Source organism: Actinoplanes campanulatus (assembly GCF_014647795.1).
Lineage (GTDB): Bacteria > Actinomycetota > Actinomycetes > Mycobacteriales > Micromonosporaceae > Actinoplanes > Actinoplanes campanulatus.
Window position 1 is genome coordinate 17,723 of the sequence record NZ_BMPW01000028.1, and the last position, 25,865, is coordinate 43,587.

Annotated in this window: 26 protein-coding genes; 14 read left to right on the forward strand and 12 right to left on the reverse strand. The window is 71.4% G+C overall.

Annotated elements, in window-relative coordinates; all coding sequences use genetic code 11:
* Nucleotides 1–4: 4 nt before the first annotated feature.
* On the forward strand, nt 5–1,477 hold the full coding sequence (locus tag IEZ13_RS39405; RefSeq protein ID WP_183226731.1) for an FAD-binding oxidoreductase: 1,473 nt from the start codon (nt 5–7) through the stop codon (nt 1,475–1,477).
* Between the two features lie 4 nt (nt 1,478–1,481).
* Here the strand turns inward: IEZ13_RS39405 and IEZ13_RS39410 are convergent, their stop codons facing one another.
* Nucleotides 1,482–2,126: a GNAT family N-acetyltransferase gene (locus tag IEZ13_RS39410; RefSeq protein WP_229795609.1), complete on the reverse strand. Its 645-nt coding sequence runs from the start codon at nt 2,124–2,126 to the stop codon at nt 1,482–1,484.
* The gene (locus IEZ13_RS39415) at nt 2,123–2,938 is read right to left on the reverse strand and encodes an SAM-dependent methyltransferase (RefSeq protein ID WP_229795611.1); all 816 of its coding nucleotides are present in this window, start codon (nt 2,936–2,938) and stop codon (nt 2,123–2,125) included. Before IEZ13_RS39415 ends, IEZ13_RS39410 begins: the two co-directional genes overlap by 4 nt.
* A gap of 116 nt (nt 2,939–3,054) precedes the next feature.
* On the opposite strand from IEZ13_RS39415, the gene IEZ13_RS39420 reads away from it, so the two are divergent.
* A complete protein-coding gene (locus tag IEZ13_RS39420) occupies nt 3,055–4,035 on the forward strand; it encodes an endonuclease/exonuclease/phosphatase family protein (protein WP_183226729.1) in 981 nt (326 codons plus the stop codon).
* Here IEZ13_RS39420 and IEZ13_RS39425 read toward each other — a convergent pair.
* From IEZ13_RS39425 to IEZ13_RS39435, 3 genes are read right to left on the reverse strand one after another with little or no spacing between them, the layout of a single operon-like run.
* Nucleotides 4,032–5,216: an aminotransferase class V-fold PLP-dependent enzyme gene (locus IEZ13_RS39425; RefSeq protein WP_183226728.1), complete on the reverse strand. Its 1,185-nt coding sequence runs from the start codon at nt 5,214–5,216 to the stop codon at nt 4,032–4,034. The genes IEZ13_RS39420 and IEZ13_RS39425 overlap by 4 nt on opposite strands.
* A gap of 2 nt (nt 5,217–5,218) precedes the next feature.
* The gene (locus tag IEZ13_RS39430; protein ID WP_183226727.1) at nt 5,219–6,538 is read right to left on the reverse strand and encodes a pyridoxal-phosphate dependent enzyme; all 1,320 of its coding nucleotides are present in this window, start codon (nt 6,536–6,538) and stop codon (nt 5,219–5,221) included.
* Nucleotides 6,535–7,971 (reverse strand): type III PLP-dependent enzyme domain-containing protein, encoded by a 1,437-nt coding sequence (locus IEZ13_RS39435; RefSeq protein WP_183226726.1) that lies wholly within the window; start codon nt 7,969–7,971, stop codon nt 6,535–6,537. The genes IEZ13_RS39430 and IEZ13_RS39435 overlap by 4 nt, the downstream gene beginning before the upstream one ends.
* A gap of 180 nt (nt 7,972–8,151) precedes the next feature.
* On the opposite strand from IEZ13_RS39435, the gene IEZ13_RS39440 reads away from it, so the two are divergent.
* From IEZ13_RS39440 to IEZ13_RS39450, 3 genes are read left to right on the forward strand one after another with little or no spacing between them, the layout of a single operon-like run.
* Nucleotides 8,152–9,183, forward strand: coding sequence for a GTP-binding protein (locus IEZ13_RS39440; protein WP_183226725.1), 1,032 nt, complete (start codon nt 8,152–8,154; stop codon nt 9,181–9,183).
* An 18-nt stretch (nt 9,184–9,201) separates the two neighbouring features.
* Nucleotides 9,202–9,849, forward strand: a complete 648-nt coding sequence (locus IEZ13_RS39445; protein WP_183226724.1) for a response regulator transcription factor — start codon at nt 9,202–9,204, stop codon at nt 9,847–9,849.
* Nucleotides 9,846–10,883, forward strand: coding sequence for a sensor histidine kinase (locus IEZ13_RS39450; RefSeq protein WP_203834070.1), 1,038 nt, complete (start codon nt 9,846–9,848; stop codon nt 10,881–10,883). The genes IEZ13_RS39445 and IEZ13_RS39450 overlap by 4 nt, the downstream gene beginning before the upstream one ends.
* On the opposite strand, the gene IEZ13_RS39455 is transcribed toward IEZ13_RS39450, so the two are convergent.
* A complete protein-coding gene (locus IEZ13_RS39455) occupies nt 10,846–11,304 on the reverse strand; it encodes a GNAT family N-acetyltransferase (protein ID WP_183226723.1) in 459 nt (152 codons plus the stop codon). The genes IEZ13_RS39450 and IEZ13_RS39455 overlap by 38 nt on opposite strands.
* A gap of 85 nt (nt 11,305–11,389) precedes the next feature.
* Between IEZ13_RS39455 and IEZ13_RS39460 the strand changes: the two genes are divergently transcribed.
* Both IEZ13_RS39460 and IEZ13_RS39465 read left to right on the forward strand, forming a co-directional pair.
* The gene (locus tag IEZ13_RS39460; RefSeq protein WP_183226722.1) at nt 11,390–11,755 is read left to right on the forward strand and encodes an HPF/RaiA family ribosome-associated protein; all 366 of its coding nucleotides are present in this window, start codon (nt 11,390–11,392) and stop codon (nt 11,753–11,755) included.
* Between the two features lie 38 nt (nt 11,756–11,793).
* On the forward strand, nt 11,794–12,315 hold the full coding sequence (locus IEZ13_RS39465; protein ID WP_183226721.1) for a pyridoxamine 5'-phosphate oxidase family protein: 522 nt from the start codon (nt 11,794–11,796) through the stop codon (nt 12,313–12,315).
* Here the strand turns inward: IEZ13_RS39465 and IEZ13_RS39470 are convergent.
* Entirely contained in the window at nt 12,305–13,276 is a 972-nt protein-coding gene (locus tag IEZ13_RS39470; RefSeq protein ID WP_183226720.1) for a hypothetical protein, read from the reverse strand. The two genes, IEZ13_RS39465 and IEZ13_RS39470, sit on opposite strands and share 11 nt — an antisense overlap.
* Before the next feature lie 69 nt (nt 13,277–13,345).
* The gene (locus IEZ13_RS39475) at nt 13,346–14,389 is read right to left on the reverse strand and encodes an NAD(P)-dependent alcohol dehydrogenase (RefSeq protein WP_229795618.1); all 1,044 of its coding nucleotides are present in this window, start codon (nt 14,387–14,389) and stop codon (nt 13,346–13,348) included.
* Between the two features lie 177 nt (nt 14,390–14,566).
* Here IEZ13_RS39475 and IEZ13_RS39480 point away from each other — a divergent pair, with 177 nt between their 5' ends.
* The 6 genes from IEZ13_RS39480 (at nt 14,567) to IEZ13_RS39505 (ending at nt 19,361) form a co-directional block, all read left to right on the forward strand.
* A complete protein-coding gene (locus tag IEZ13_RS39480; protein ID WP_183226718.1) occupies nt 14,567–15,082 on the forward strand; it encodes a ribbon-helix-helix protein, CopG family in 516 nt (171 codons plus the stop codon).
* Between the two features lie 70 nt (nt 15,083–15,152).
* On the forward strand, nt 15,153–15,998 hold the full coding sequence (locus tag IEZ13_RS39485; protein WP_183226717.1) for a DUF4097 family beta strand repeat-containing protein: 846 nt from the start codon (nt 15,153–15,155) through the stop codon (nt 15,996–15,998).
* Nucleotides 15,999–16,018: 20 nt separating this feature from the next.
* On the forward strand, nt 16,019–16,951 hold the full coding sequence (locus IEZ13_RS39490; protein WP_183226716.1) for an ATP-binding cassette domain-containing protein: 933 nt from the start codon (nt 16,019–16,021) through the stop codon (nt 16,949–16,951).
* On the forward strand, nt 16,948–17,769 hold the full coding sequence (locus IEZ13_RS39495) for an ABC transporter permease (RefSeq protein WP_183226715.1): 822 nt from the start codon (nt 16,948–16,950) through the stop codon (nt 17,767–17,769). Before IEZ13_RS39490 ends, IEZ13_RS39495 begins: the two co-directional genes overlap by 4 nt.
* A 79-nt stretch (nt 17,770–17,848) precedes the next feature.
* Nucleotides 17,849–18,640 (forward strand): RNA polymerase sigma factor SigF, encoded by a 792-nt coding sequence (locus IEZ13_RS39500; RefSeq protein ID WP_183226714.1) that lies wholly within the window; start codon nt 17,849–17,851, stop codon nt 18,638–18,640.
* A gap of 277 nt (nt 18,641–18,917) precedes the next feature.
* Nucleotides 18,918–19,361 carry a hypothetical protein gene (locus tag IEZ13_RS39505; RefSeq protein ID WP_183226713.1) on the forward strand — a complete coding sequence of 148 codons (444 nt, stop codon included), beginning with the start codon at nt 18,918–18,920 and terminating at the stop codon, nt 19,359–19,361.
* 1,348 nt (nt 19,362–20,709) lie between these two features.
* Here IEZ13_RS39505 and IEZ13_RS39510 read toward each other — a convergent pair.
* From IEZ13_RS39510 to IEZ13_RS39520, 3 genes are all read right to left on the reverse strand, one after another.
* Nucleotides 20,710–22,035, reverse strand: a complete 1,326-nt coding sequence (locus IEZ13_RS39510; protein ID WP_183226712.1) for an MFS transporter — start codon at nt 22,033–22,035, stop codon at nt 20,710–20,712.
* 152 nt (nt 22,036–22,187) lie between these two features.
* Nucleotides 22,188–22,517, reverse strand: a complete 330-nt coding sequence (locus IEZ13_RS39515) for a transcriptional regulator (protein WP_183226711.1) — start codon at nt 22,515–22,517, stop codon at nt 22,188–22,190.
* Nucleotides 22,514–23,185 carry a hypothetical protein gene (locus IEZ13_RS39520; RefSeq protein ID WP_183226710.1) on the reverse strand — a complete coding sequence of 224 codons (672 nt, stop codon included), beginning with the start codon at nt 23,183–23,185 and terminating at the stop codon, nt 22,514–22,516. The genes IEZ13_RS39515 and IEZ13_RS39520 overlap by 4 nt, the downstream gene beginning before the upstream one ends.
* 108 nt (nt 23,186–23,293) lie before the next feature.
* Here IEZ13_RS39520 and IEZ13_RS39525 point away from each other — a divergent pair, with 108 nt between their 5' ends.
* Entirely contained in the window at nt 23,294–24,427 is a 1,134-nt protein-coding gene (locus tag IEZ13_RS39525; RefSeq protein WP_183226709.1) for an EAL domain-containing protein, read from the forward strand.
* On the opposite strand, the gene IEZ13_RS39530 is transcribed toward IEZ13_RS39525, so the two are convergent.
* Nucleotides 24,424–25,857 carry a sigma-70 family RNA polymerase sigma factor gene (locus tag IEZ13_RS39530; RefSeq protein ID WP_183226708.1) on the reverse strand — a complete coding sequence of 478 codons (1,434 nt, stop codon included), beginning with the start codon at nt 25,855–25,857 and terminating at the stop codon, nt 24,424–24,426. The two genes, IEZ13_RS39525 and IEZ13_RS39530, sit on opposite strands and share 4 nt — an antisense overlap.
* Between the last annotated feature and the right edge of the window lie 8 nt (nt 25,858–25,865).

Genomic DNA, 25,865 nt, shown 5'->3' on the forward strand with positions numbered 1-25,865 from the left:
GATCATGAAAGTCACCCGGCGGCAGGTCCTCACGCACGGTGTCACGGCCGCCGGGGCGCTCGCGCTGGGCAGCGCCGCCACGCTCTCGGCGACGCGATGGGCCGGGCTGGGCGCCATCCCGGCCACGTCCGCGCCGGGCGCGCTCCTCGACGACGCGAGCCGGATCAACCCCACCGCGGTACGGGGTGTGCTGTTCGCCGATCCCACGCCGGAGCGGACCGCGCGGACCGTCACCCCACTGCTGCGCCGCATCGCGACCGGCGAGGACCCGGCGATGGCGGTCGCCGGCGTCCGCCATTCGATGGGCGGCCAGAGCATGCTGGCCGGCGGCTGGGTGCTCGACACCCGGCCGATGAACCGGATCGACCTGGACCGGGCCGCCGGCGTGGTGCGGGTCGGCGCGGGCGCCACCTGGCGGGATCTGATCCCGGTGCTGAACGAGGCCGGGTTCTCGCCCACGGTGATGCAGTCGAACCACGATTTCTCGATCGGCGGCTCGCTGAGCGTGAACTGCCACGGCTGGCACGCGTCGCATCCCCCGATCGCGAGCACCGTACGCCGTCTGCTTCTGCTGACCGCCGAGGGTGACGTGCTCACCTGCTCGCCCACCGAGAACGCCGAGCTGTTCGGCCTGGTCCTGGGTGGCTACGGCATGTTCGGCGTGATCCTCGAGGCGGACCTGGAGGTGTGGCCGAACGCGATCTACGAGCCGCACTTCGTGTCGGTGCCGACCAGCGAGTACGCCGCCCGGTTCGCGGCCGGGACCTCGGAGATGGCGTACGGGCGGCTGTCGGTCGATCCGCTGAGCTTCCTGGAGGAGGCGATCCTGGTCCGCTTCACCCCGAAGGCGGGCACGGTCGGCACCGTCCTGCCGCTGACCCGGCCGTCGGCGCCGGAGTTGCAGCGGGCGATCTTCCGCGGCTCGGCGGGCAGCGACGTGGGCAAGACGCTGCGCTGGTCACTGGAGCGGGAGGCCGCGCCCTGGCTGGCCGCCCCGATGAGCCGCAACACCATCCAGAACGAGCCGGCCGCCGTCTTCGCCGACCGGTCCGAGGAGACCAGCGACATCCTCCACGAGTACTTCGTGCCCCGGCAGCGGCTGTGGGACTTCGTGCAGACGGCCCGGGACGTGATCGCGGCCAGTCCGATGGAGCTGCTCAACGTCACCGTCCGGGATGTCCGCGCCGACACCCGCAGCGCCCTGGCCTACGCCCGCGAGGACGTGTTCGGCCTGGTCATGAGCTTCCGGCAGGAACGCACCGCCCGCGCCGACGACCGCATGCGCGAGCTGACCCGGACGCTGATCGACGCGGCGGCCGCGGTCGGCGGCACCTTCTACCTGCCGTACCGGCTGCACGCGACCGCCGGCCAGGTGCGCCGCGCCTACCCCGGCTGGGACGCCGCGATGGCCACCAAACGCCGCCTGGACCCGAAGCCGGTCTTCCGCAACGGCCTCTACGAGGCGTACGGCCGCTGACCGGTCACACGCCGAGGACCGGCCGGCACTCCTCGACGCCGGACAGGGTGATGTCGGTGCGGCGGCGGGCCGACCAGGCGTCGCGGGTCAGGCGCCAGCGGATCAGTTCGGCGGGTTCGCCGCGGCGGGTGGCCCAGTTCGTGCCGTTGCGGACGTAGCCGAGCGCCTCGGACACCCGGTTGGAGGCGTGATTGTCGACGAACGCCTCACTGCCGGCCTCGCGGGCGCCGAACCCCGCGAAGGCGAGGTGCAGGATCGCCGCCCGGGATTCCCTGCCCAGGCCACGGCCGCGGACCGAGGGCGCCAGCCAGGAGAACGAGTGGACCGTGCCGAGCGTCGTGAAGTCGTCGGCGATCAGGTCCTGCATGCCGATCGGCTCGCCGTCGTGGCAGACCACGAAGTACAACCGCCAGTAGCCGTCGTCGATCCGGGACCGGCCGGACCAGATCCGGCGCATCCAGTTCCACTCCCGGGCCGGACTGTCCTGGTAGAGCGACATCGGATCGTCGAACGGCAGTGGCTCGCCCTCGACCAGGACACCGGCCCGGACCACCGGGGCGAGCCGCTCCAGCATCTCGTCGGTCGCCGCCGCGAGGGTGATCCGCGGGGTGCGGACGGCGAGGTTCAGCGGCGGGTAGGCGGACGTCACGGCTTGCGGCCGACCGCGGTCCACACGTTGATGTCGGAGCGGTCCGGGATGACCGCGCCCGGCTCGGGCCGCCACTCGCTGGCCGGGACCACGCCGGGATCGACCAGGTCGAGGCCGTCGAAGAGGGCGGCGAACTCGTCCCGCGGCCGGGTCCACACGTCGGACCGGCCCGTCTCGACCAGCTGCCGGTAGAGGGCCTGCTGCTCGGGGGAGCCGAAGTCGCTGGTGGCGTGCGTGGCGACCAGGAAGCTTCCGGACGGCAAAGCGTCGAGCAGGTCGCTGACGATCCGCTGGGCGGCGCCGTCGCCGTGGATGAAGTGCAGGACGGCGATCAGCATGAGGCCGACCGGCTGCTTCAGGTCGAGGGTGTCGTGCAGGACCGGGTGCGACAGGATCGCGCCCGGATCGTTGAGGTCCGCCTCGATGTAGGCGGTCCGCCCCTCCGGGCTGCTGTTGAGCAGGGCCCGGGCGTGGACCATGACGAGCGGGTCGTTGTCCACGTACACGATCCGGCTGCCGGGGTGGTGCCGTTGCGCGACCTGGTGGGTGTTGTCGGCGGTCGGCAGGCCGGTGCCGATGTCGAGGAACTGCCGGATTCCGGCCTCGGCGGCGAGGAACCGGGTGGCCCGCTGGAGCAGCGCCCGGTTGGCGAGCGCGCCGAGACGCACCTTGGGGAAGTGTCTTTCCAGCTCGTCGCCGGACGCACGGTCGGCGGCGAAGTTGTCCTTGCCGCCGAGCCAGTAGTTGTAGCGGCGCGCGGGGTGTGCCTGGGTCGGGTCGATGCCCCGGGCGGCAGCGGTCCTGTCATCCACGCCGCTATCTAACACCCATAGATCCACAGTGGCGAGCCGGGGCCGGACGCTCGGCCAGAGCGAGATGGGATGATCGGCGGCTGCCCGGACAACTCCCGGACCATTACGGTGAGTACATGCCCGATTACTACGTGGCCTGGTGGAATCTGGAGAACCTCTTCGACGAGGAGAACTCGCCCCACCGCACCGAGAAGGTCGCCCGCGCCATCCACAACGACATCGCCGGATGGACGCCGGAACTGCGCGACCAGAAGATCGCCCAGCTCGCGTCGGTGATCGTCAAGATGAACGACGGCGCCGGCCCGGACCTGCTCGGCGTCTGCGAGGTGGAGAACCGGTTCGTCCTTGACCTGCTCGCCGAAGCCGTGCACACCGAGCTGCCCGGCCGCAAGTACGGCATCGTCCACGCCGACACCGGTGACGCCCGCGGCATCGACGTCGCGTTCCTCTACAGCCTGGACCGGTTCGCCGTGCCGGCCGCCGGCGACGTGTTCTTCCACGTGGTGATGCGCCGCAACGCCACCCGCGAGATCGTGCAGGTCAACTTCCGGACCACCACCGGCCAGACCCTGGTGGTGTTCGGCAACCACTGGCCGTCCCGCTCCGGTGGCCAGTTCGAGTCGGCCGGGTACCGCCACATCGCCGGCGAGACGCTCGCCTACTTCCACTCCCGGGCCCTGGAGGTGCTCGGTCCCGGCACACCGGCCCTGGCGATGGGCGACTTCAACGACGAGCCGTTCGACGTGTCGATGGTCAAGCACGCGCTGAGCACCCGGCAGCGGCGGCGGGTGATCGAGGCGGACACCCCGCGCCTGTGGAACCTGATGTGGCCGGAGACCGGCGTCCCGGACGGCAGCTTCTACTTCGAGAACGAGCCCAACCAGCTCGACCAGTTCCTGGTCAACGTCAACATGGCTGGCGAGACGGACCCGCTGCGGGTGGATCCGGCCTCGGTGGAGGTGCTGCGTTTCCCGGGAACCGTCGACACCGGCACCTATCCGAAGCCGCGCCCGTTCGGCGGCATGGGCCACGACGTCGACGTCACCGGTTTCTCCGACCACTTCCCGATCGGCATGCGGGTCACCGAGACGGTCTAGTCGTCGAGGCCGGCGAGGACGTCGAGGAGGCGGTCCACCTCGTCGACCGTGTTGTAGACGTGCAGGCTCACCCGTACCGATGAGGTCTTCTCGCCTTGATGGGCCTGGCAGTGGCCGTCGGAGCGGACCATGAACCCCTCGGCGGCCAGGATGAATCCCAGGTCGTTGGAGCCGATGGCGTGGTGGCGGAGGGTCACGATGCCGTGCCGCTGCTGCACCGTCGAGTCGGCGGCCAGGCTCCGCTGGCAGCCCAGCACCTCGTAGGCGGGCAGTTTGCGCAGCCCGTCGGTGAGCCGGGCGCCCAGCGCGACGGTCCAGCGGGCGATCCGGTCGAGGCCGGCCGCGTCCAGCCAGTCCAGGGCGGCGACCAGGGAGACGATGCCGCTGGTGTTGGGGGTGCCGCTCCAGCCGCCGGGCGTGAAACGGGCGCCGCGCCGGTTGGCCGCCCAGAGCACGCCGGTGCCGGGCAGCGCCATCGCCTTGTGGCCGGAGAAGACCACGAAGTCGGCGTCCATGGCGGCCACGTCGACCGGCAGGTGCCCGGCGCTCTGCGCGGCGTCCACGCAGATGATCACTTCCGGTCCGGCGGCGGCCCGGAGGCGGGCCAGGTTCATGTCGCCGCCGTAGACGTGATGCACGTGCGTGGCCGCGATGAACCGGGTCCGCTCGGTCATGAGGCCCGGCAGCGCCCGCATGTCGTAGTCGTGTGCCGCGTCGTAGGGCATCTCCCGCACGGCGACCCGGACCCCCTGCCGGGCCAGCAGGTCCACCGCCTCCTGCCAGGGCATCGTGTTGGCGGTGTGGTCGGCGAACGGCACGATGATCTCGTCGCCGTCACGCAACTCCCCCACCAGCCAGTCGCGGGCGACCGTCCGCAGCCCCTCGGTGGCGCCGCTCACGAAGTGCACGCCGGACCGCGACGGCGACGGGTCGCCGAGGAACACCGACACCCGTTCGCGGGCCTGGTCGATCAGGGCCGTGGTGCGGTTGGCCCATCGGTAGGTGCCCCGTCCGGCGTTGGCGTTCTCGCTGGTCAGATAGCCGGTGACGGCGTCCAGGACGGCTTGCGGCTTCTGGGCGGTGGCCGCGCTGTCCAGATAGACCTGCCCGGGGTCGGCGACGAGGATGGGGAACTGCTCCCGCAGGCCCTCCTGCCAGCACCGCAGCTCGTCGGGGAACATGGTCAGTCCCTCACCAGTTCCGCGCCGGCGTCGCGCCACGCGATCACCCCGCCGGACAGGGAACGGGCGTCCGGGTGGCCCATCCGGGTGAGCAGGGCGGCGTACCGGGCCGACTTCTCCCCCACCGGGCAGACCAGCAGCACCGGGCGGCGGCGGCTGAACGGCAGCCCGCCGCGCAGCATCTCCTCGAACAGGTCGTCGACGATGTTGACCGATCCGTCCAGGTGCAGGGCCCGGTACGCGAACGGGCTGCGCAGGTCCACGATCAGCGGCTGCTCCTTCTCGATCCACTCCTGTGCCCCGGCCACGTCGACGGTCCGGGCGGCGGCCAGCTCGTCACCGGTGAGGGTGCGCACCGAGTGGGCGCGGGCCGGCTGCCGGAACAACTCGGGACGCCGCTCCCGCAGGTAGCTCATGTAACTCTCGACCCGGTCGCAGACGATGAACACCGCGGTACGCCGTTCGGTCAGCCCCGCGTCAACCCCGCGCAGGTAGCGGACCGCCCCCTGGTAGGCGCCGCCCCCGGTGGGCCCGGCCAGGGTGCCGCACCGCCGGACCAGGGTGAGCAGCCCGTCGATCGCCTCGTCCGAGCTGACCGCCTCGATCGTGTCGTACACCTCCGGGTCGAACAGGCCGACCTCGTGCACCTCGTCGAGGTTGCGGATCCCCGGGATGAAGTCGGACTTCCCGGCGACCAGCCCGACCACGGTCACGTTCGGATCATGCCGGCGCAGCACGCGGGCCACGCCGGTGGACGAGCCGGCCGTGCCGACGCAGGCGATGAAGTAGTCCGGCGCCCGCCCGTCCAGATCGGCGATGATCTCCGGTCCGGTGCCGCGCAGGTGGGCTTCCACGTTGAGGTCGTTGAAGTACTGGTCGGTGTGCAGGTAGCCGCCACCGGCCGCCGACACGGTGTGGTACATCCGGGTCAGCGGATCGTCGGTGTCCGCCGGATCCAGGCACTCGGACCGGCCCGGCAGCTCGTCGATCTGCGCGCCGAGCAGCAGCAACAGATCCTTGACCTCGGGGATCCGCATCCGGTTGGTGACGCTGCGGAAGGTCAGCCCGTGCATCCCGGCGATCACCGCGAGGGCTTTGGCGGTGTTGCCGCTGGAGAGCTCGACCACGGTGTCGCCACGGTCGGCCGCGCCGGCGAGGCGGTGGCGGACCATGTTCCACGCGGCCCGGTCCTTCACCGATCCGAACGGGTTGAACAGCTCCATCTTGGCGTACAGGTCGATGTTGCGCAGGCCGTGCACGGCCTCGTCGATGCGCACCAGTGGGGTGTCGCCGATGATGTCGGTGACGCTGTCGTACCTCACCCGGTCTCCTCCCGGCCCGTCACGGGCCAGTACCGCTCGTCCAGGCACCACCGCCAGTCGCCGCCGTGCCGCCAGGCGGCCACCGTGCGGGCGGTGGGCTGCATCAGCGCGCTCCCGGCGCTGAAATCCATCAGGTAGCCGGCCGTGTTCGCGAACACCAGCAGGTCACCGGCGCGCGGCGGGCGCGGCAGGAGCACCCGGCGCCGGGTGATCAGGTCGGCTTCCAGGCACAGGTTGCCGGCCAGGAAGACCTCCACCGGGCCGTCGTCCGGCCGCGGCTCCCCGCGGGGCACGAGGATCGGATCCATCAGTACGCCGTGCGCCTCCAGAGCGACGTCGTTGCTGTTCGCGGCCACCCGGACCAGCCCGTCGCGCACCTCCTCCACGCGGGTGAGGACCGCGCCACACTGGTCGAGCAGTGCCCGGCCGGGTTCGAGGTGCAGGTCGTACAGGTTGTCCAGGACCAGCGCGCCGAGCGGCCGGCGGTGCGCCGTCGACGCGGTGGCGAGCAGCCGGTCCAGATAGGCCGGCCCGGCCACCGCCCGGTACGCCGGGTACACCGCCAGGGCTCCGCGCAGCCGCCCGCCCTCGTTGCGCAGCCCGTAGCCGTGCCCGTCCCAGGTGATCGGCGGCCGCTGCCCGAGGACCGCGCCGGTCAGCTCGGTGGTCCACGCCTCCCACTCCCGGCTGTCGGCCAGGTAGTTGACGCCGAACCCGCCGCCGACGTCGACCGCCCGCGGGCCGAACCCGCGCCGCTGTGCCTCGGCCATCGCCTCCAGGCAGCCCTCCAGGGCGGCCGCCTTCTCCGGGATCCCGTTGGTGTCCAGGTGGTAGGCGGCGCCGTGGAAGTCGAGCTGCTCACGGTGCTTGTCCAGCACCGTCCAGAGCGGATCGAGAGCGGAGACCGGTACGCCGAAGCGGCTGGCCCGGCTCAGCACGGTGGTCCCGGTGGAGGCGAACCCGGACAGCCGGGCCATCACCCGCACCCGGGGCAGGCCGTGCGCCGCCACGATCCCGGCCAGCTCGGCCAGCTCCGGCACCGAGTCGGCGCCGACGGTCACCCCGGTGCGCGCGGCCAGCCACAGGAACTCCCGGCTCTTCGGCCCGGTCGCCATGATCCGGCCGGGGCCGATGCCGGCGCCGAGCGCGTGCTGCAACTCCCCCAGCGAGGCGACGTCGATCCCGGCGCCGGTGGTGGCCAGGGCCCGGACCAGGGCGCTGGACCGGTTGGCCTTGTGCGCGAAGTAGACGGTGCCGCCCAGGTCGTACGCCCGGAGGGTGGTTTCGAAGTCTCGCACGTTGGCGGCGAGCCGGTCCGGCAGCACCAGGTTCAGCGGCGAGCCCAGGGTGTCGAGCATCCGGTGGAGGGTGTCGTGACTGTCGAGGATGGACCGCAGATCGCCGTCGACGCGCGGTTGGAGATATGGCGCCATCTACACTCCCGCCCGACCGCGCTTCGCGCCGGTCCATCCCAACGTAATCGATGCGCCGGGCTTGACGTAACCTTTCGAACCCACAGTATAACGAAAATCGTTTTCAGTAAGCGTCTTCCGGTGGACACGCGGCGACCGCTATGCTCGGCCGCACACCTACACCAGCGATGAGCAGGGAAGATGGCGACCGTCACCCCGTTGTTCGGATTCTGGCCGCACGTCACCGGCGCGGTGGCGCACGGTCTGCTGGCCGGCCGGCCGTCGCGGCTGGTCACCTGGTCCACCCTCGACGAGCTGCTGACGATCGCCGGCCGGCACGACGACGGCGACCTGCTCGTGGTGTTCCCGGAGACCTGGGAGCCGGACCGCCTCCGCCTCGACTGGGCCACCGCCGACCCGCCGCCGGGCGTGTCCCTCGGCCGGACCGTCACCGCGGTCGCCGCCGACCTGCTGCTCGACGCGCTGGCAGACGAGACCGTCCTGCCCGAGGCCGGCGACGGCCGCGGCATCAGCGACATCGTGGCCCACCAGATCGAGCAGGCCGACACGATCGTCCTGGCCGACCTGCCCGACGACGACCCGTGGGAGGCCGACCGGCTGCGCGTCCTGCTGCACCGGCTCGCCCCGTGGGCAGCCGTGCTCACCACCGCCGACACCCACCCGCCCGCCGTGGCCCACCGTCCGGTCCCGCTCACCCCGGTCACCCGGGGCCTGCGCGGCCGCCCGGTCGGCCTGCACGAGCCACTGCCCGTCAACGGCGTCGTCTCGTCCGTCTTCAAGGCCCGCCGCCCGTTCCACCCGGAACGCCTGCACGCGGCCCTCGACGACGTGCTCGACCAGGTGCTGCGCTCCCGCGGCCACCTCTGGCTGGCCAGCCGCCCCGACCTGGTGATGTCCTGGGAGTCGGCGGCCACCCCGCACCTGGCCCCGGCGAGCGTCTGGCTGGCCGGCCTGAGCGACGAGGAGTGGCAGACCGTCCACGCCGAACGCCGGATCGCCGCCGACCTGGACTGGGACCCCTACTACGGCGACCGCCACCACCACCTGGCGTTCATCGGCTTCGACCTGGACCCGGTCCGCCTGCACCGCACCCTGACCGCCTGCCTGCTCACCGACGAGGAGCTCTCCCGCGGCGAGGCCGGGTGGCGTCACCTGCCCGACCCGTTCCACCAGGGCGTTGACCGGGCGGAAACCGGGGACGCGACAGGCTGATCGGCGGGGGTGGAAGGCATGCGGATTCTGGTGGCCGAGGACGAGCGGTTCCTGGCCGAGATGGTGGCCGAGGGGCTGCGGGAGCAGGCCATGGCGGTGGACGTCGCCTACGACGGCGCGGCCGCGCTGGAACGGCTGGCGGTCAACGAGTACGACGTACTGGTCCTGGACCGCGACCTGCCGCAGGTGCACGGCGACGACGTGTGCCGGCAGGTGACCGGCACGCCGGTCCGGATCCTGATGCTGACCGCCTCCGGTGAGCTGCACGAGCGGGTCGACGGCCTGAACCTGGGCGCCGACGACTACCTCGCGAAGCCGTTCGCCTTCGACGAGCTGGTGGCGAGGATCCGCGCGCTGGCCCGGCGGACCGCCCGCCCGCTGCCACCGGTGCTGCGGCGTAAGGGGATCACGCTGGACAGCGCCCGCCGTGCGGCCTCCCGGGACGGTCGCCGCCTGCCGCTGTCACCGAAGGAGTACGCCGTGCTGGAGGTCCTGATGCGCGCCCAGGGTGCCGTGGTAAGCACCGAGGACCTGCTGGAACGCGCCTGGGACGAGCACATCGACCCGTTCACCACGGTGGTCAAGGTGACGATGAGCAAACTGCGGTCGAAACTCGGTGACCCGCCCGCGATCGTGACGGTCCCGGGCGGCGGGTACCGGCTGTGAGCCACTCGGTGCGCGCCCGGATGACCCTGCTGTACGGCGGGTTCTTCGCGCTCATCACGATCGGGGTGCCGCTCGCCGCCCTGGGTTTCCAGGCCCTCGTCGTCGGCCACGGCGGGGCCGTTTGCACGGAGGCGGACTGCCCGGATCCGCCCATGGACGAGCCCCGCGACGGCGGCCGGATCACCACCCTGGTCGCGATCGCGGTGATCGTGGTGCTGGCGTTCGCGGTGTGCTGGTGGCTGACCGGCCGGATGCTGCGCCCGCTGCACCGGATCACCGATGCCGCCCGGCGCCTGTCGCTGTCGACGCTGCACGAGCGGATCGCCCTGACCGGCCCGGACGACGAGCTGCGGCGGCTCGCGGACACCTTCGACGCGATGCTGGACCGGCTGGAACGGGCGGCGAGCAGCCAGCGCCGGTTCGTCGCGAACGCCTCGCACGAGTTGCGCACCCCGCTGGCCGTGCAGCGGACCGCCATCGAGGTGGGCCTGGCCGATCCAACGCCGGAGAGGTTGGAGCGGATCCGGGCCGAGCTGCTGAGCAACACGCTGCGCTCGGAGCGGATCATCGACGGCCTGTTGCAACTCGCCAACGGGGAACGCGGTCCGGACGCGCCGGCGCCGGTGGAGCTGGCGACCGTGGTGCGGCAGGTCGTCGCGGAGCACCCCACCGGCGCGGTCACCGTCCGCACGGCGCTGACCCCGGTCACCGTGCTCGGCGACGAGGTGATGCTCGCCCAGATGGTGTCGAACCTCGTTCGTAACGCGATCCGCTACAACGTGCCTGACGGAGGCGTACAGGTCGTCCTGCTCGAAAAGGGTGAGCTGACGATCAGCAACAGCGGCCCGCGGGTGGCCGAGGAGACCGCCGGGGAGCTGTTCGAGCCGTTCCGGAGTCGGTCCCGCGACGGCGCCGGGCTGGGTCTTTCGATCGTGGCCGCGATCGTCCGCGCGCACGGCGGCACGGTCACGCTGCGGCCGAACCCGGAGGGCGGGCTCACCGTCCGGGTGTGCCTGCCGCCTCATCCAATGTGAGCACGAAGCGGCGCCAGTCCTCCCGGCTGTCGGTGAACCCGAGGCTCTCGTAGAACAGGTGCGCCGGATGCCGGTGACTGCTGCTGGTCACCTCCAGGAACAGGCAGCCGGCCGCCCGGGCCCGCTCCTCGGCCGCCCGGATCAGCAGCCGTCCCACCCCGCGGCCACGGCTGGCCTCGTCGACGACCAGCGCCGCGAGCCGCCCGAACTTGCCGGTGACCTCGAGCAGCGGGGTGACGTGCAGCGCCGCCACGCCGACCAGAACGCCGTCGTCGTCGGCGCCGAGCAGCGCGCCGGCCCGGTCGCCGAGCCAGTAGTCGAGGCGATGGCGGACGTCACGCTCGGTCGACGGGAAGCCGAGCTGGTCGAGGAGAACGGCGAGGCGGGCAACGTCGCCTTGATGGATGGGCCGGATGTGCATGACCAAGACCATAGGGCGGTGTTCGCTGTGATCAAGTGGGTATGAGGTGTCCGACCGTATTCGCTCCGACAGAGGAGTTGAACAGATGAGTGCCGTCACCGACCCGGCCACCGTCGCGGAGTGCCTGCGTGTGGGCGCCGGATTCTCCCAAGGTGACCGGAACTGGCTGGTCGAGCAGTTCAGCACCCTGGACGCCCGGCTCGCCGGGTTCCACGCCGACGCCACCGAGCTGGAGATCATGGTGAAGGACCGGGCCGCCCGCGGCCAGAAGGTCACCCTGGAGTGCTGGCTCAGCGGCGGCGAGAAGATCGTCACCACGTCCTCCGAGGAGGACCTGCACGCGGCCGTCATGGACGTCCGCGACGATCTCCGGCGGCGCATCGACGACGTCAAGGGCAGGCACAACCGGAATCTGCGGGAGGTGCCCCAACCCGCCGTGGCCGAGGAGTAACACGGTTCGGCTGGTGACCGCCCCGCTACCGTGACGGTATGCGTGAAACGCCGGTAGAACTGATCGAGCTCCAGGCCCTTCTCGACGCCTCGCTGTCCCGCTCCACCGACCACCTCCAGTCGATCTTCACGGATCGCACGGTGACGGCGGAGCAGCTCACCGGCGTCCTGACCGGCATGTGCACGCTCGCCCTGTCCACCGTGACGGCCAAGGGCGAGCCGCGGATCAGCGGGGTCGACGGCCACTTCCTGCACGGCAGGTGGGTCTTCGGCACCGCCCGGACCGCGGCGAAGGCGCGCCATCTCGCCGCCCGCCCGGCCGCCAGTGTCGCCCACCTGCGCGGCGAGGATCTGGGCGTCTTCACCCACGGCACGGTCGAGACCCTGAACCCGCTGGGCGGCGCCCCGGCCGACGACTGGCCGGAGTTGCTCGCCTATTTCCAGGACTTCTACGGCGCGGATGCGTTCGACTGGGAGCTGGAGGTGGTCTACTACCGCCTCCACCCGCACTGGATGACCGTCTACGCCCCCGACATCACGAAGCTCACCGCTACTTCGTGAAGACCAGGTCCAGTAGTTCCGGGCCGGCCACACGCAGGGTGGCGCCGCCGTCGATCGGCTCGACGAGCGCCCGCCTGCAACCGTCCTTCTCCACCGAGACCGAACCGCCCCGGGTCAGCTGGAGGAGGGCGAAGCCGCTGGCCGGGGTGGTGCAGGCGGGCGCCGGCGCGGACGCGACCAGTGCCTTGCGGACGGCCTCCCACGCGCCGTCGTCCAGCAGGCCGCCGGAGCGGAAGTCACCGGCCGGCTTGTCGCCGCCACGCTCCTTCTCCGGCACGAAGTAGACGCAGCGCCGGACCTCGGTGGCGGTGGGCAGCGACTCGATGTCCACCTCGCGGACGTTGTCGAACATCCCGGTCGCCCAGGTCATGTCCCCGTACGTCTGGGAGCAGCCGGCCCTCGCCGCGGCGTCGGACTCGATCTCGCTGACCACTTTGCTGGAGACCTCGGTGGTCTGCAGCTTCTCGAAGACGTTGCGGAACTCCATGCGGGGCTTGCCGCAGTCGTCGATCGGGACGCCCGGCCGCACCCACCGGCCCTGTGCGTCGAGCAGCACGAGCCAGGGCACCGCCGGCAGGTCGGCGGTGCAGGCCTCCGCGTCGTAGTCGACGTCCGGCAGGCGCAGCGCCGGAAGCAGCGCGCTGAGGTCGTCGGTCTTCGACTCGAACGCGACGTAGTCGCTACCGCCGGACGGCCGCTCCTTGACGGTGTTGCCGCAGATGACGGCGCTGACCGGCTGGAACGAGTCGTCCAGCAGCGGCATGGTGAGGGCCTCCTGCGCCCCGTCGGCACCGATCGGGTCCTCCGGCCGGTGCCTGTCGCAGGACTCCCACCGGTCGTTGACGGTGAGGGTCCCGATCCGGTCCGCCGACAGGAGATCGCCGGTTTCGCCGGGCCGGGCGCAGCCGCCCACGAGAAGGGTGAGCATCGCGATCGTGGCGACTGTCGCGCGAACGGGCATCCGGGTCCTCCAGCATCGGCGGTTCCTGCGTTCCGCCGGTCTGACGTGCCCGGATGCCCGCCGGTTCCGTCAGCGCAGCGAGTCGACGTCGATCACGAACCGGTAGCGCACGTCGGACGTCAGCACCCGCTCGTACGCCTCGTTGACCCGGTCGGCGTCGATCAGCTCGATCTCCGGGGCGATGCCGTGCTCGGCGCAGAAGTCGAGCATCTCCTGGGTCTCGGCGATGCCGCCGATGCTCGACCCGGCGAACGAGCGCCGGTTGCTGAACAGCGTGAACACCAACACCTGCAGAGCCTCGGGCGGCGCGCCGACGTTGACCATCGTGCCGTCCAGGCGCAGCAGCCGCAGGTAGGCGTTGACGTCGATGGGCGCGCTGACCGTGTTGACGATCAGGTCGAAGGTGTCGGCGAGCGCCTCGAACGTGGCCGGGTCGCTTGTCGCGTGGTAGTGCTCGGCCCCGAACCGCAGCCCGTCGTCCTTCTTGCCGAGGGTCTGCGACAGCACGGTGACCTCGGCGCCCATGGCGACGGCGATCTTGACGGCCATGTGCCCGAGACCGCCCATGCCGACCACGGCCACCTTCTTCCCGGGCCCGGCCTTCCAGTGGGCCAGCGGCGAGTAGGTGGTGATGCCGGCGCAGAGCAGCGGGGCGGCGGCCTCGTGCGGGATCGCCTCCGGCACGCGCAGGACGAAGTCCTCGTCGACGACGATGTGGGTGGAATAGCCGCCCTGGGTGACGGTGCCGTCCCGGTCGGTCGACGCGTACGTCCCGACGTTGCCGTTCAGGCAGTACTGCTCCTGGCCGGCGCGGCAGTTGGCGCACTCCCGGCAGGAGTTGACCATGCAGCCGACCCCGACCCGGTCGCCGACCTTGTGCCTGGTGACCTCGGCGCCGACCTTCGTCACGTGGCCGACGATCTCGTGGCCGACGGTGAGCGGGTACGGCACCTCGCCCCACTCACCGCGCACGGTGTGGATGTCGGAGTGGCAGATGCCGGCGTAGCTGATCTCGATGAGGACATCGCGGGGTCCGGGGTCGCGCCGCTCGACGGTGGTGCGCACGAGCGGTTCGGTGGCCGACGGAGCCGCGATGGCGTTGACGGTGAAGATGGTGTCCTCCGAGGTGGTGATGTCTCTCCGTACTGAAGATCTTGCCTGGGAAACAGCGTGCACGACCACTCGGGAGGGGTGTACTGACAGGGCATCCTCCATCCTCGGTGCCAAACTGGCACCAGTGTTGTGCCATAAGGCCTTGCGCATGTGCCATCTCAGTGCCACAGTAGTGCCATGGACTTGACCACGTATGTGAACAACCTCGGACGCGAGTTCGCCGCGCTCGCCGAGGCCGGCGGCGAGGAAGCGCGTGCGCTGGTCGAGCGCCTGACCGGCCCGCTGGAGTCGGCGATCCGGATGACGCTGCTGGAGACGCTGACCGCCGCCGCCGACGAGATCACCCGCGACCTCGCGCCCGGCTCGGTGGAGCTGCGCCTGCGCGGCCGTGATCCGGACTTCGTCGTCGCGCTGCCCCCCGCCGAGCCGGTGGCACCGACCGGTGCCACGCCCGACACCAAGGCCGACCCGCAGTTCGCCGAGGACGGCCCGGCCACCCGCCTCAACGTCCGGATGCCCGAGCAACTCAAGGCCGCGATCGAGGAGGCCGCCGCCCGCGAGGGCCGCTCGGCCAACGCCTGGCTGGTCCGGGCCGCGGCCGCCGCCCTCCAGCAATCGGAGCCCTCCCGGCCCGCCGAGCCGTCGATCCCCGGCCCGCCCGGCAGGAAGACCTTCAGCGGCTGGGTCCGCTGACCCACCGCACCACCCTCACACCCGTCCCACCTGCGGAGACGGTCCACGTACCGATGATGTGGAGACCACCATGCCAAAATTCGGCACCCCCGGCCCGATCACCCTCGACCTCGACCTCGGCGGCGCCGACGTCCAGATCACCGCCACCGACCGGACCGACACCCTGGTCGAGGTCCGCCCCCGCAACGCGTCCGACGAGTCCGACACGAAGGCCGCCGAACAGGTCCGGATCGACCACACCGACGGCACCCTGCGGATCACCGGCCCGAAGTACCGCCCGCTCGAGTTCTCCCGCCGGTCCAAGGCGGTCGACGTGACCGTCGAACTGCCCAGCGGCTCGACCGTCTCCGCCGACGTGCAGGTCGGCAACTACCGGTCGGCCGGCCGGCTCGGGGACAGCCGGTTCAAGACCTCCGCCGGGCACGTATCCGTCGAGCACGCCGCCGGCCTGCGCGTCACCACCGCCGCCGGGCACGTCACGGTGGGCCGCGTCACCGGTGACGCCGAGATCTCCAGCGGCAGCGGGCGGGTCCGGGTCGGCGAGGTCGACGGCGGCGCCACGGTCAAGAACAGCAACGGCGACACCACGATCGACGCGGCCGGCGGTGACGTACGGGTCCGGTCGGCCAACGGCGCCATCACCGTCGGGCGGGCCGGCGCCGGTGTCGACGCGAAGACGTCCAACGGCGAGATCCGGATCGGCGAAGTGGTCCGCGGGTCGGTCACGGTCGGCACCTCCATGGGCGACCTGGACATCGGCATCGCCGAGGGCACCGCCGCCTGGGTGTCCGTCGACACCGGGTTCGGGCGGGTGTCCAACCAGCTGGCGAACACCACCGGCCCGGACAGCGGCGACGAGACCGTCGAGATCCGCGGCCGCACCTCGTACGGCGACATCACCATCCACCGCGCGTGACACCCCCCGAAAGGACCACCATGACCTCCGCGATCACCGTGACCGGGCTCCGCAAGTCGTTCGGCGACCAGGTGGTGCTCGACAACCTCGACCTGACCGTGGCCGGCGGGACGGTGTTCTCCCTGCTCGGCGCGAACGGCGCCGGCAAGACCACCACCGTCAAGATCCTGTCCACGCTGCTGCGCCCGGACGCCGGTGACGTCCGGGTCGCCGGGCACGACGTCACCCGCGACGCCGACGCGGTCCGCGCCGCGATCGGCGTCACCGGCCAGTTCTCCGCGGTCGACAACCTGCTCACCGGCGAGGAGAACCTGCGGCTGATGGCCGACCTGCACCACCTCGGCCGGCGCGACGGCCGGCGGAAGGCAACCGAGCTGCTGGAACAGTTCGGCCTCACCGACGCCGGCGGCAAGGCGGTCTCCACCTACTCCGGCGGCATGCGGCGGCGGCTCGACCTGGCGATGACCCTGGTCGGCAGCCCGCAGGTGATCTTCCTGGACGAGCCGACCACCGGCCTCGACCCGCGCAGCCGCCGGGACATGTGGCAGATCGTCCGGGACCTGGTCGCCGGCGGCGTCACCATCTTCCTCACCACCCAGTACCTGGAGGAGGCCGACGAACTCGCCGACCGGATCGCCGTCCTGGCCGGCGGCAGGCTGGTCGCCGAGGGCACCGCCGACGAGCTGAAACGGCGCATCCCCGGCGGGCACGTCCGCCTGCGGTTCGCCGAGCAGCGGTCCCACGACAAGGCCGTACGGGTGCTGGGCCAGACCGCCCCGGACGGCGACGCGCTCGCCCTGCGGGTGCCCAGCGACGGCAGCGTCCGCTCGCTGAAAGCCCTGATCGACCAGCTCGAGGCGCACTCCCTCGAGGTCGGCGAACTGTCCGTGCACACCCCCGACCTCGACGACGTCTTCCTCGCCCTCACCGACGACAAGGTGGCCATCGCATGAGCACCCCGACCCTCACCGCCGCCCCGGCGCTGCGTTTCCACCCGCTGCGCGACTCGGTCACGATGCTGCGCCGCAACCTCAAGCGCATGCTGCGATACCCGTCGATGACCGTCCTGCTCATCGGCATGCCGGTCATCTTCCTGCTGCTGTTCGTCTACGTGTTCGGCGGCACGATGGGCGCCGGTCTCGGCGGGTCCGCGGCCGACGGGCGCGCCGCCTACGCCAACTACCTGACCCCCGGCATCCTGCTGATGACCGTGATGTCCACGGTGCAGGGCACCGCCATCTCGATCGCCATGGACATGACCGAGGGCATCATCACCCGGTTCCGGACCATGCACATCGCCCGCGTCTCGGTACTGACCGGGCACGTCATCGGCAGCCTCATCCAGGCGATGCTGGCGGTCGCCGTGGTGACCGGCGTGGCCCTGCTGGTCGGCTTCGACCCCACGGCCGACCTGCTCGGATGGCTGGCCACGGCCGGCTTCGTCGCGGCCGTGTCGTTCGCCTTCATCTGGCTGGCCGTCGCCCTCGGCCAGGCCAGCGGCACGGTCGAGACGGCCAGCAACGCACCCATGCCGCTGATCCTGCTGCCGTTCCTGAGCAGCGGCTTCGTACCCACCGAGTCGCTTCCGGCCGGCATCCGCTGGTTCGCCGAGTATCAGCCCTTCACCCCCATCATCGAGACCATGCGCGCCCTGCTCGCCGGCAACCCGCCCGGCAACGACCTGTGGATTTCGCTCGGCTGGTGCGCGGTCATCGCCCTGGGCGGCTACCTCTGGTCCAAGCGTCTGTTCAATCGCGAATCCAAACTCTGAACCGGTTTATCGCGGCGGGCGGCCGGGAAGTACCCGGTCGCCCGCCGTAGATTCCTGACCGACCGAGGGAGCAATCCGGATGACCGTCCTCGCCGACACCGCCGTCCACGACGAGGCCGCCACCAGCACCGACCGTGCGAGTGAGCTGATCAGCGCGATGGCGGCTCTGCCCGCCGGCCACCCGTCCCGGCCCGCCCTGCGGGACCGCGCCATCGAGGCCTGGCTGCCGCTGGCCCGGCACCTCGCCAACCGGTACGCGAACCGCGGCGAACCCCGCGACGACCTCCACCAGGTCGCCGTGGTGGGTCTGATCAAGGCGGTGGACCGTTTCGAGGCCGACCGGGGCGTCGACTTCAGCGGCTTCGCGATCCCCACCATCGTGGGTGAGCTGAAGCGCCACTTCCGGGACCGCACCTGGTCGGTGCGCGTGCCCCGCCGCCTCCAGGAGCTGCGCCTGGCCATCACGGCCGCCAACAGCACGCTGAGCAACACTCTGGGCCGCTCCCCCACGGTCGCCGACATCGCCGCCCACCTGGGCATCAGCGACGACGAGGTGGTCGAGGGCCTGGAGGGCGCCCGCGCCTACAACTCCACCAGCCTGTCCACCCCGGTCGCCGAGACCGGCACCGAGCTCGGCGACACCCTGGGCGGCGAGGACGCCGGCTACGAGGCCGCCGAGTTGCGCATCGCCCTCGGCCCGGCGCTGTCCAGCCTGGACGAGCGGGAGCAGAAGATCGTCACGCTGCGCTTCTACGGCAACCTCACCCAGCAGCAGATCGCCGACCGGATCGGCATCTCCCAGATGCACGTCTCCCGGTTGCTGGCCAAGGCGCTGGTCAAGCTGCGCGGTCAGCTCGAGGCCATCGCTTAACTTTTCCGGTACGCCCAACCCCGTCCCGCCTTATCAGGACCGTTCCGCCAGCCCACGCGATCTCGCTGCCCGCTCCCGCCTGTGCCGCCCCCGCCGGGCTCAGATCGGTGGTCCCGCAGGCCGGCCACCCCGCCGCTCGCACGCCTCCGGCTGGTTGTGGGTGCTGTCTCAACGGCGTTGAGACAGCACCCACAACCAGCCGGGTGGGGTTGTCCTCCGTACAAAACGGGGAGTTGACGCCAGTGAGTGCGGGACCCGGGCGGCCGAGACTCGGCGTATGACCATTCGGAGTACTACCGCTGTCCGGCCCGCCGCCGTCGATCTGGCTTTCTGGCTGTGGCTGGGCGCTCTCGGGGCCGGCCTCGCCGAGATGCTGCTGCGCTGGGAGGAGGCCGGGCCCGCTGGCATCGTTGTGCGGACCGGCCTCTACGCCGTACTCGCCCTCGTGATGGTGCGGATGCGGGACGGCCGCAACTGGGCCCGGCTCACCCTCGCCGTCGGGCTCGGAGTGCTCGGCACACTGTCGCTGATCATCGAACCGATCGGCTGGCTGCTCGACGGCAACGACCTGGGCGCGGCCATCGAACGGGCCGACCTCACCGCCCTGCTCGTGGCCGGCTCCCGGGTGCTGCATCTGCTGTGTGTGCTGGCCGCGACCCCGCTGATGTTCACCGGCCCGGCGGCCGACTATTTCAAGACGACCCGGACCGCCACCCAGTGATGTCTGCCGATCCGGCGGATCCGGTGAAGCCAGGGCACCGTGGCGTTGTAGAGGAACGCCGGGGACGGGATACGTCCTCCGGACAGCTCTCCACAGTGCCGCCACCGAGCCGGGCAACCTCGTGCAGCGCGGCCTCCACCACCCCGCGGCGACGAGCTCTTGCCGTGGCCGGCGCGCTCGCCGCGATCAGCGGCCTCCACCACCCCGCGGCGACGACACTTCGTGTGCGCGCAGAAGCAGGTGATCCGCCAGTGCGGCAGAACGCTCAGACCCACCAGCGGTGTTTGATCCGTGACAGCTCGCCGGCCGTCGCCTGGCGTCGATGTCAAGTCGCCTGTTCGCTTGCTTCCCGCCTTCGCCGCGAGATTCTGCCGTTCACCGCCGGCCGTCAGGACCATCCGTGAGCGTCGATGTAAATCTTGAACGATCGTCGCCGGACGGTGCGATCTTGCGCAATCGCGGTCATCCGGATACATCCGATAGCCCAAGGCCTTCCAGGAAGAAGAGATCATCGGCGATGATCTACCGCCGGGAGCCCCGCTCTTGGCCGCCTGCTCCCATTTCCGCAATCCCTCAACCGAGGAAGGGCGGCGGGGCCGATCTTGGTGAGTTGACCACCCCGGGAGGTGGTCAACTCACCAAGATCGTAAAAAGAGTCCGATTGATGCCGCAGCCATCCGAATGCGCGACTCGACATCGCGGCCACCCACAACCGAGAAACAGGCTCTCCGGCTACCTCGGTCTTCCACATGAGCTGGTAAGTGGGGTCTCCCGCTCACGCGGAGTTCCGACCGGTCGGGCTTACGGAGGTGAACGCACACGAAAGCCGCCGAGTGGGCGGCCGTCGCGGCGATAGGCCACGTAGGCGACCACGACAATGCCGCCGTGTGCACCCACCCTTGATGTAATGCGACCACCCACCCCAGGGCGACCAGCGCAACGGCCGAGGGCGGGCAACCCACGCCTGACCAGCCAAACCGCAACCACCCACCCACCCACCCAGAGCGACCAGCTCAACAGCCGCGAGCGGGCAACCCTTACCTGACCAGCCAAACCGCAACCATCCACCCCAGAGCGACCGGCGCAACGACCGCGAGCAGTGCCTGGCCTCAACACCGCGACCACCCCCAGCGTGATCAAGACGGCCGTGGGCGGCGGCAAATGAGGAAGTGGCCGGTCGGCTCGGCCTGCCCGGGCACCGATCTACGCCCGGCGGGCGCGGCACAGGCCGCAGCGGGCAGCAAGATCGCGCCGAACGAACGGGACAGCCCTGATGAGACGAGGACGAGGACACCCGTACAAGAGAAAGGAGACGGAAGCGAAACGCGGACCTCGACCACGAAGATTTCTAGCGGAGCGGGACGCGCTCCGCCACGGTGTCGTCGAGCCGGGTGCCGCGGGTTTCCGCCGCGTAGCCGGCGACCGCGAGTGCGGCCAGCAGGAACGCCGCCGCGAAGACGGTCAGCGCGACCGGCAGGGAGAGGGCCAGCAGGGCGCCGCCGGCCAGCGGGGCGGTGACGGCGCCGATGCGGGCGAACCCGCTCGCCGCGCCGAGGCCGGAGGCGCGCAGCTGCGTCGGATAACGCTCCGGGGTGTACGCGTAGAGCGCGGCCCAGGCGCCCAGCGTGAAGAAGTTCATCAGCCCCGCGGAGAGCAGCACCATCGCCGACGTGTCGGCCACCGCCCAGCCGAATGTGGCGACGGCGGCCGCGGCCAGATACCCGGCGAGCACCGGTTTCCGGCCGGCCCGTTCGACCAGCCAGGCCGCCGACAGATAGCCGGGCAGCTGGGCCAGCGCCAGGAAGAACACGTACTGGTAGCTGCGCAGGAACCCGTACTCGTCGGCGAAGATCTGCGGCAGCCAGGCGAAGATTCCGTAGTAGCCGAAACCGATCAGCAGCCACACCGTCCACAGCAGAAGGGTGGTCCGGCCGAGCGCGCCGCGCAGCAGGTCGCCCGGGGTGGCCGCGCCCTGGCCGGCCGGCAGTTGGAGCGGCCTGGCCGGTGGCGTGACCCCGTTGATCCGCGCCACTTCGGCCACCAGCACGGACGCTCCGGCCACGTCGCCGCGGGCGAGCAGGTAGCGGGCCGACTCGGGCACCCGCAGCCGGGCCCACAGCACCAGCAGCGCGGCGGCCGCCGAGGTGGCCAGCAGCCAGCGCCAGCCCACCGTCGGCATGATGATCAAGGCGAGCGCGGCCGCGGCCACCGTGCCGACCGCCCACCAGCTCTCCAACAGCACCAGCCAGCGGCCCCGGTCGCGGGTCGGCAGGTATTCGGTGAACAGTGCGAAGTCCAGCGGCATCGCCCCGCCGAGCCCGAATCCGGTCAGTGCCCGCAGTACCGCGAGCCAGACCGGGCCGGGCGCGAACGCGGACGCCACCCCGAACACCGCGAAGATCGCGATGGTGAGCTGGAAGCCGAGGCGCCGGCCGACCCGGTCGGCCATGATCCCCCAGAACCAGGCGCCGGCCAGCATCCCGGCGAAGGTGGACGCCACCACGAGCCCGGCCTGCCCGGAGGTGAGGCCGAATTCCTCGGTGACGCCGGGCAGCGCGAACGACAGCAGCAGGATCTCGGCGGCGTCGGCGGCCCAGGTGATCCCGCACAGCAGGAAGAGCCGCCGCTGGAACCTGCCGAACCCGACCCGGTCGATCGCGTCCTGAATGTGCACGCCAGCTCACGCTACCCGCGCTTCCCAACCGCATGACCGATTTCGGCCATCCGGGGACATCCGGTCGGTGGCGACGGCCGGGCCGTCCGTCGTGGTCGCCGACCGGTTACTCCGCCGCGACCCGGGTCCACCGGTCCCCTAAGGCGCCGGCGCTACCCGTCGGTGGTCTCGACGCGGGCGATGAGCAGCTTCAGCCGCGCGATCTCCTCGGCTAGCGCCGTCCGCCCGGCCGCGGTGAGGGTGATCCAGGTCCGCCCCCGCTTGCCCTCGTAGCCCTTCTCGACGTCGATGAGTCCGGCCGTCTCCAGGACGCCGAGGTGCTGGGACAGGTTTCCGGCGGTCAACTGCAACTGGCCACGCAGGTAGCCGAACTCGACCCGCCGCGCCTCGTGTGCGATGGTCAGGATGCCGAGGCGGACCCGCTGGTGCACCACGTCGTCCAGGCCGGTGACCGGGTGCGACGGCTCGGTCTCGGCGGTCATCGCCGCCGGGCCAGTGCGAATCCGGCCGCGCCGAGCAGCAGCACCAGACCGTTGATGACCTGCTGTGGCAGGAACTCGGCCTGCACGCTCTGATGCGCCTGCCAGCCGAAGTCGATCGGCACCAGGACCACGGCCAGGTAGCCGAGGGTGAACAGCAGCAGTCCGGTGTTGCGCTCCAGCCGGGCCAGCACCAGCAGCGCGACGCCGATGATGCCCCACGGCGCGACCAGCCGGTCCAGGACCAGCCACCCGTACGGCAGCGGTTCGGTGGGTGGCGGGTTGTCGGCGAGATAGACCCGGACGGCGATCCAGGCGGCGAGGAAGACGAGGATCAGGGCGGCGCCGGTGATCGCATAGGGCAGGACGCGGGCGTCCACCCCGCGGGACCGGGCGATCCGCCGGTAGACGTAGGCGATCGCCGCATACGCCACCAGCAGTGCGGGCGGCCAGTAATACAGCACACCGTCACGGGAGAACTCGCACTCGCCGGTGGGCGCGCAATCGACCTGCATGCCGAACCAGTCGAACGGGATCGCCGCGAACGTCACGACGGCCAGCACCAGCAGTGCGACCCAGGTCACCCGCTGGTCGCGCCGGACCCGGTGGGCGAGGTCGTGCACCTCGGACAGCAGCCGGCGGGGGTCGCCGGGCACCGCATCAGTTGTCATGCCAACAGGTTTCCATCACAAACTGATTTGCACAAGTGCAACCCTCAACTCCGGGGGTACGAGGACCGAAAGACATCAGTGTCCGCCACGGGAAGGAGTTCCAGGTTGATGCGCTCGGTGCCGACGACCGACCTCACCATCGGTGCGCTGCTGGAGGAACGGCTCGTCCGCTCGGTGTTCCAGCCGATCGTCGACCTGTCCACCCGTACCGTCATGGGGTTGGAAGCCCTCGCCCGCGGGCCTGCCGGAAGCACCCTGGAATTCCCGGACCGGCTCTTCGCCGCGGCCCGCGAAGCGGGACGGCTCGGCGACCTGGACATGCTCTGCTTCGAACGCGCCATCGAAGGCGCGATGGCGGCGCCGGTCGCGCCACCCCTGCTGTTCGCCAACGGCGAGCCCGGCGTCATGGACCAGCCGCTGTCGCCGCGGCTCATGGAGCTGTTCGCGGCCCGGCCCCCGTTCCGGACGGTCCTCGAATACACCGAGCGCGCCCTGCCGGCCGTCCCCGGCAGCATGCTGCGGCTGGCCGGATCGATCCAGCTCGGCGGCAACGGCATCGCCCTGGACGACGTCGGGGCGGACCCGATGTCGCTGGCGTTCCTGCCGATCCTCGAACCCGAGGTGATCAAGCTCGACATGAGCGTGATCCGCGACCCGGACACCGAGCACTCCCGGACCGTCGCCTCCGTGGTGCGGGCCGAGGCCGCGCGGACCGGCGCCGTGGTGATCGCCGAAGGCATCGAGACCGAGGAGCACCTGGCCACCGCCCGGCGGCTCGGGGCTCGCTGGGGGCAGGGCTGGCTGTTCGGCCGGCCCGGGCCGATCGAGAACGTGCGGGACTTCGACCCGGCGGGAGCCGGCGCGCTGCGTGCCTCACGGCCGGGATTCCACCAGCCGGTGGGTACGCCGTTCGAGGTCGCGACCCGGAGCCGGCCGGCCCGCCAGCGGGTTCCCGGGGACGTCGAGGCGGGGCTCATCCGGCTGCGGGAGACCGCGATCGATCACGACTGCGCGGTCGTCGTGGTGTCCCACCCGGGGCTCGCCGGGCTCCTCCAGGGGCTCGCCGCGCCGGGACGGGCGGTGGTGCTGCTCGATCAGCCGATCGGGGGCGAGTTCGTGGCGGCGGTGGTCGGGCCGGGCTTCGGGTACGCGATGTGCGCCCGCGACAGTGCCATGGTGACTGTGGACGACCTGCCCACGGCCGCCGCGGTCAGCCGGGTGCTGCTGTCGCACACCGCCTAGGTCCTGCGGACGATCCAGGTGCTCGCCGCCGTGAAAGCCGGGGTGCCGTCGGTCTCGTCGATGCCCAGCTCGCCGTCGGCCCGGTAGTGGATCACCCGGGCCGGGTAGTTGTCCGAGCGCAGCGTCACCCGGCCGTCGTCGCCGGTGAGCGGGCACCAGGTGGCGTCGGCCCGGAAGATCGCGCTGCCGTCCGGCGCCGCCAGCTTGATCCGGAAGGCGTAGTGGCGCAGGTAGCGGCCGTCGGCGGCACGCAGTGAGAGACAGTCGGGGTCGGACAGTCCCTCGACCACGGTGAAGGCGGTCCGCCGGGTCCGGGTCCGCACCAGTGTGGCCAGTTCGGGGCCGGAGGCCAGGAAACGGCCCGGGGTGGCGACCAGTTCCAGGGAACGGGTGCCGGTCAGCGTCAACGGGGCCGCGGTGCCGGTCGGCGTGGTCGGCCTGGTCACCGCGCTCGGCGTGCTCACCGCGGCGGGTGTGCTCGCCGGGCCGGGCAGCATGACCACGCCGGCGGTCAGGGTGGCCACCGCCGCCACGGAGACCGTCGCCGCCTTGGCCGTCACCGGCACCGTCGCTGCCTTGAGCGCCGCCGTCGTCTGGGCCGCTGCCGTCGCCTTGGCCGCCGCCGTCGTCCTGGCGACGTTGCTCAGTGCCGCACCGGCCAGAGCGGCCGGCACGGCGACGAGAGCCAGGTCTCCCAACAGGCGGTCCACCGGGATCCGGTCACCGTCGGCCCGCATGCAGACCCCACATCCGCGTACGTGCCGCGCGAGCCGTTTGCGCCACAGCGGAGCCGGCTCCCCGTCCCAGCCGTCCGCCGCCCGGGTCAGCCCGGCACAGACCCGCTCGGCGGAGAGCGCGGCCACGACAGCCCGCGCGTTCTCCAGTTGCTCCCGCATCCGGTGCACGCGGACCCCGGCGTGGGTGAGGCCGACCCCGAGGGCGTCGGCCGTCTCCTGCCGGGTGATCCGCCCGGCCAGTTCCTGCCACCACAGGGCGAAGAGGCCGCGGTCATCGGGATCCAGCCACCGGCCGGCCCGCGCCACCTCCCGCCGCTGATCGTGCAGGCCGAGCCGCAGAACGGCCAACTCCTCGAAACCGCCACCGGACTCGGGAAGATCCGCCGCGTCGTCGAGCGGCACGGCCCGTACCGCCTCCCGGTCCCGGCGTCCACGATGCGCGCTGATCTCGCGCATCGTGATCACCAGCAGCCAGGACCGGAACCGGTCCGGATCCCGCAGCGAGCCCAGATCCCGGACGACGTCCAGCAGCACCTGCTGGACGACGTCGTCGGTGTCCGCGTGCCGGTACAGCGCACTGCCCACGACGTTGTAGACGAGCGGCAGACACGCCCTGATCAGCTCCTCCAGTGCCCGCTGATCACCCGCACGGGCCGCGCTGACGAGGCGTCGGCAGGTCTCATCAGCGATCATCTTCTATC

Coding starts and splice junctions, on each gene's coding strand:
- IEZ13_RS39490 (WP_183226716.1), top strand. CDS start 16,019: ATGACCTCCGCGATCACCGTGACCGGGCTCCGCAAGTCGTTCGGCGAC.
- IEZ13_RS39520 (WP_183226710.1), bottom strand. CDS start 23,185: ATGACAACTGATGCGGTGCCCGGCGACCCCCGCCGGCTGCTGTCCGAG.
- IEZ13_RS39515 (WP_183226711.1), bottom strand. CDS start 22,517: ATGACCGCCGAGACCGAGCCGTCGCACCCGGTCACCGGCCTGGACGAC.
- IEZ13_RS39495 (WP_183226715.1), top strand. CDS start 16,948: ATGAGCACCCCGACCCTCACCGCCGCCCCGGCGCTGCGTTTCCACCCG.
- IEZ13_RS39485 (WP_183226717.1), top strand. CDS start 15,153: ATGCCAAAATTCGGCACCCCCGGCCCGATCACCCTCGACCTCGACCTC.
- IEZ13_RS39420 (WP_183226729.1), top strand. CDS start 3,055: ATGCCCGATTACTACGTGGCCTGGTGGAATCTGGAGAACCTCTTCGAC.
- IEZ13_RS39470 (WP_183226720.1), bottom strand. CDS start 13,276: ATGCCCGTTCGCGCGACAGTCGCCACGATCGCGATGCTCACCCTTCTC.
- IEZ13_RS39435 (WP_183226726.1), bottom strand. CDS start 7,971: ATGGCGCCATATCTCCAACCGCGCGTCGACGGCGATCTGCGGTCCATC.
- IEZ13_RS39530 (WP_183226708.1), bottom strand. CDS start 25,857: ATGATCGCTGATGAGACCTGCCGACGCCTCGTCAGCGCGGCCCGTGCG.
- IEZ13_RS39480 (WP_183226718.1), top strand. CDS start 14,567: ATGGACTTGACCACGTATGTGAACAACCTCGGACGCGAGTTCGCCGCG.
- IEZ13_RS39505 (WP_183226713.1), top strand. CDS start 18,918: ATGACCATTCGGAGTACTACCGCTGTCCGGCCCGCCGCCGTCGATCTG.
- IEZ13_RS39455 (WP_183226723.1), bottom strand. CDS start 11,304: ATGCACATCCGGCCCATCCATCAAGGCGACGTTGCCCGCCTCGCCGTT.
- IEZ13_RS39445 (WP_183226724.1), top strand. CDS start 9,202: ATGCGGATTCTGGTGGCCGAGGACGAGCGGTTCCTGGCCGAGATGGTG.
- IEZ13_RS39440 (WP_183226725.1), top strand. CDS start 8,152: ATGGCGACCGTCACCCCGTTGTTCGGATTCTGGCCGCACGTCACCGGC.
- IEZ13_RS39460 (WP_183226722.1), top strand. CDS start 11,390: ATGAGTGCCGTCACCGACCCGGCCACCGTCGCGGAGTGCCTGCGTGTG.
- IEZ13_RS39425 (WP_183226728.1), bottom strand. CDS start 5,216: ATGTTCCCCGACGAGCTGCGGTGCTGGCAGGAGGGCCTGCGGGAGCAG.
- IEZ13_RS39500 (WP_183226714.1), top strand. CDS start 17,849: ATGACCGTCCTCGCCGACACCGCCGTCCACGACGAGGCCGCCACCAGC.
- IEZ13_RS39525 (WP_183226709.1), top strand. CDS start 23,294: ATGCGCTCGGTGCCGACGACCGACCTCACCATCGGTGCGCTGCTGGAG.
- IEZ13_RS39405 (WP_183226731.1), top strand. CDS start 5: ATGAAAGTCACCCGGCGGCAGGTCCTCACGCACGGTGTCACGGCCGCC.
- IEZ13_RS39465 (WP_183226721.1), top strand. CDS start 11,794: ATGCGTGAAACGCCGGTAGAACTGATCGAGCTCCAGGCCCTTCTCGAC.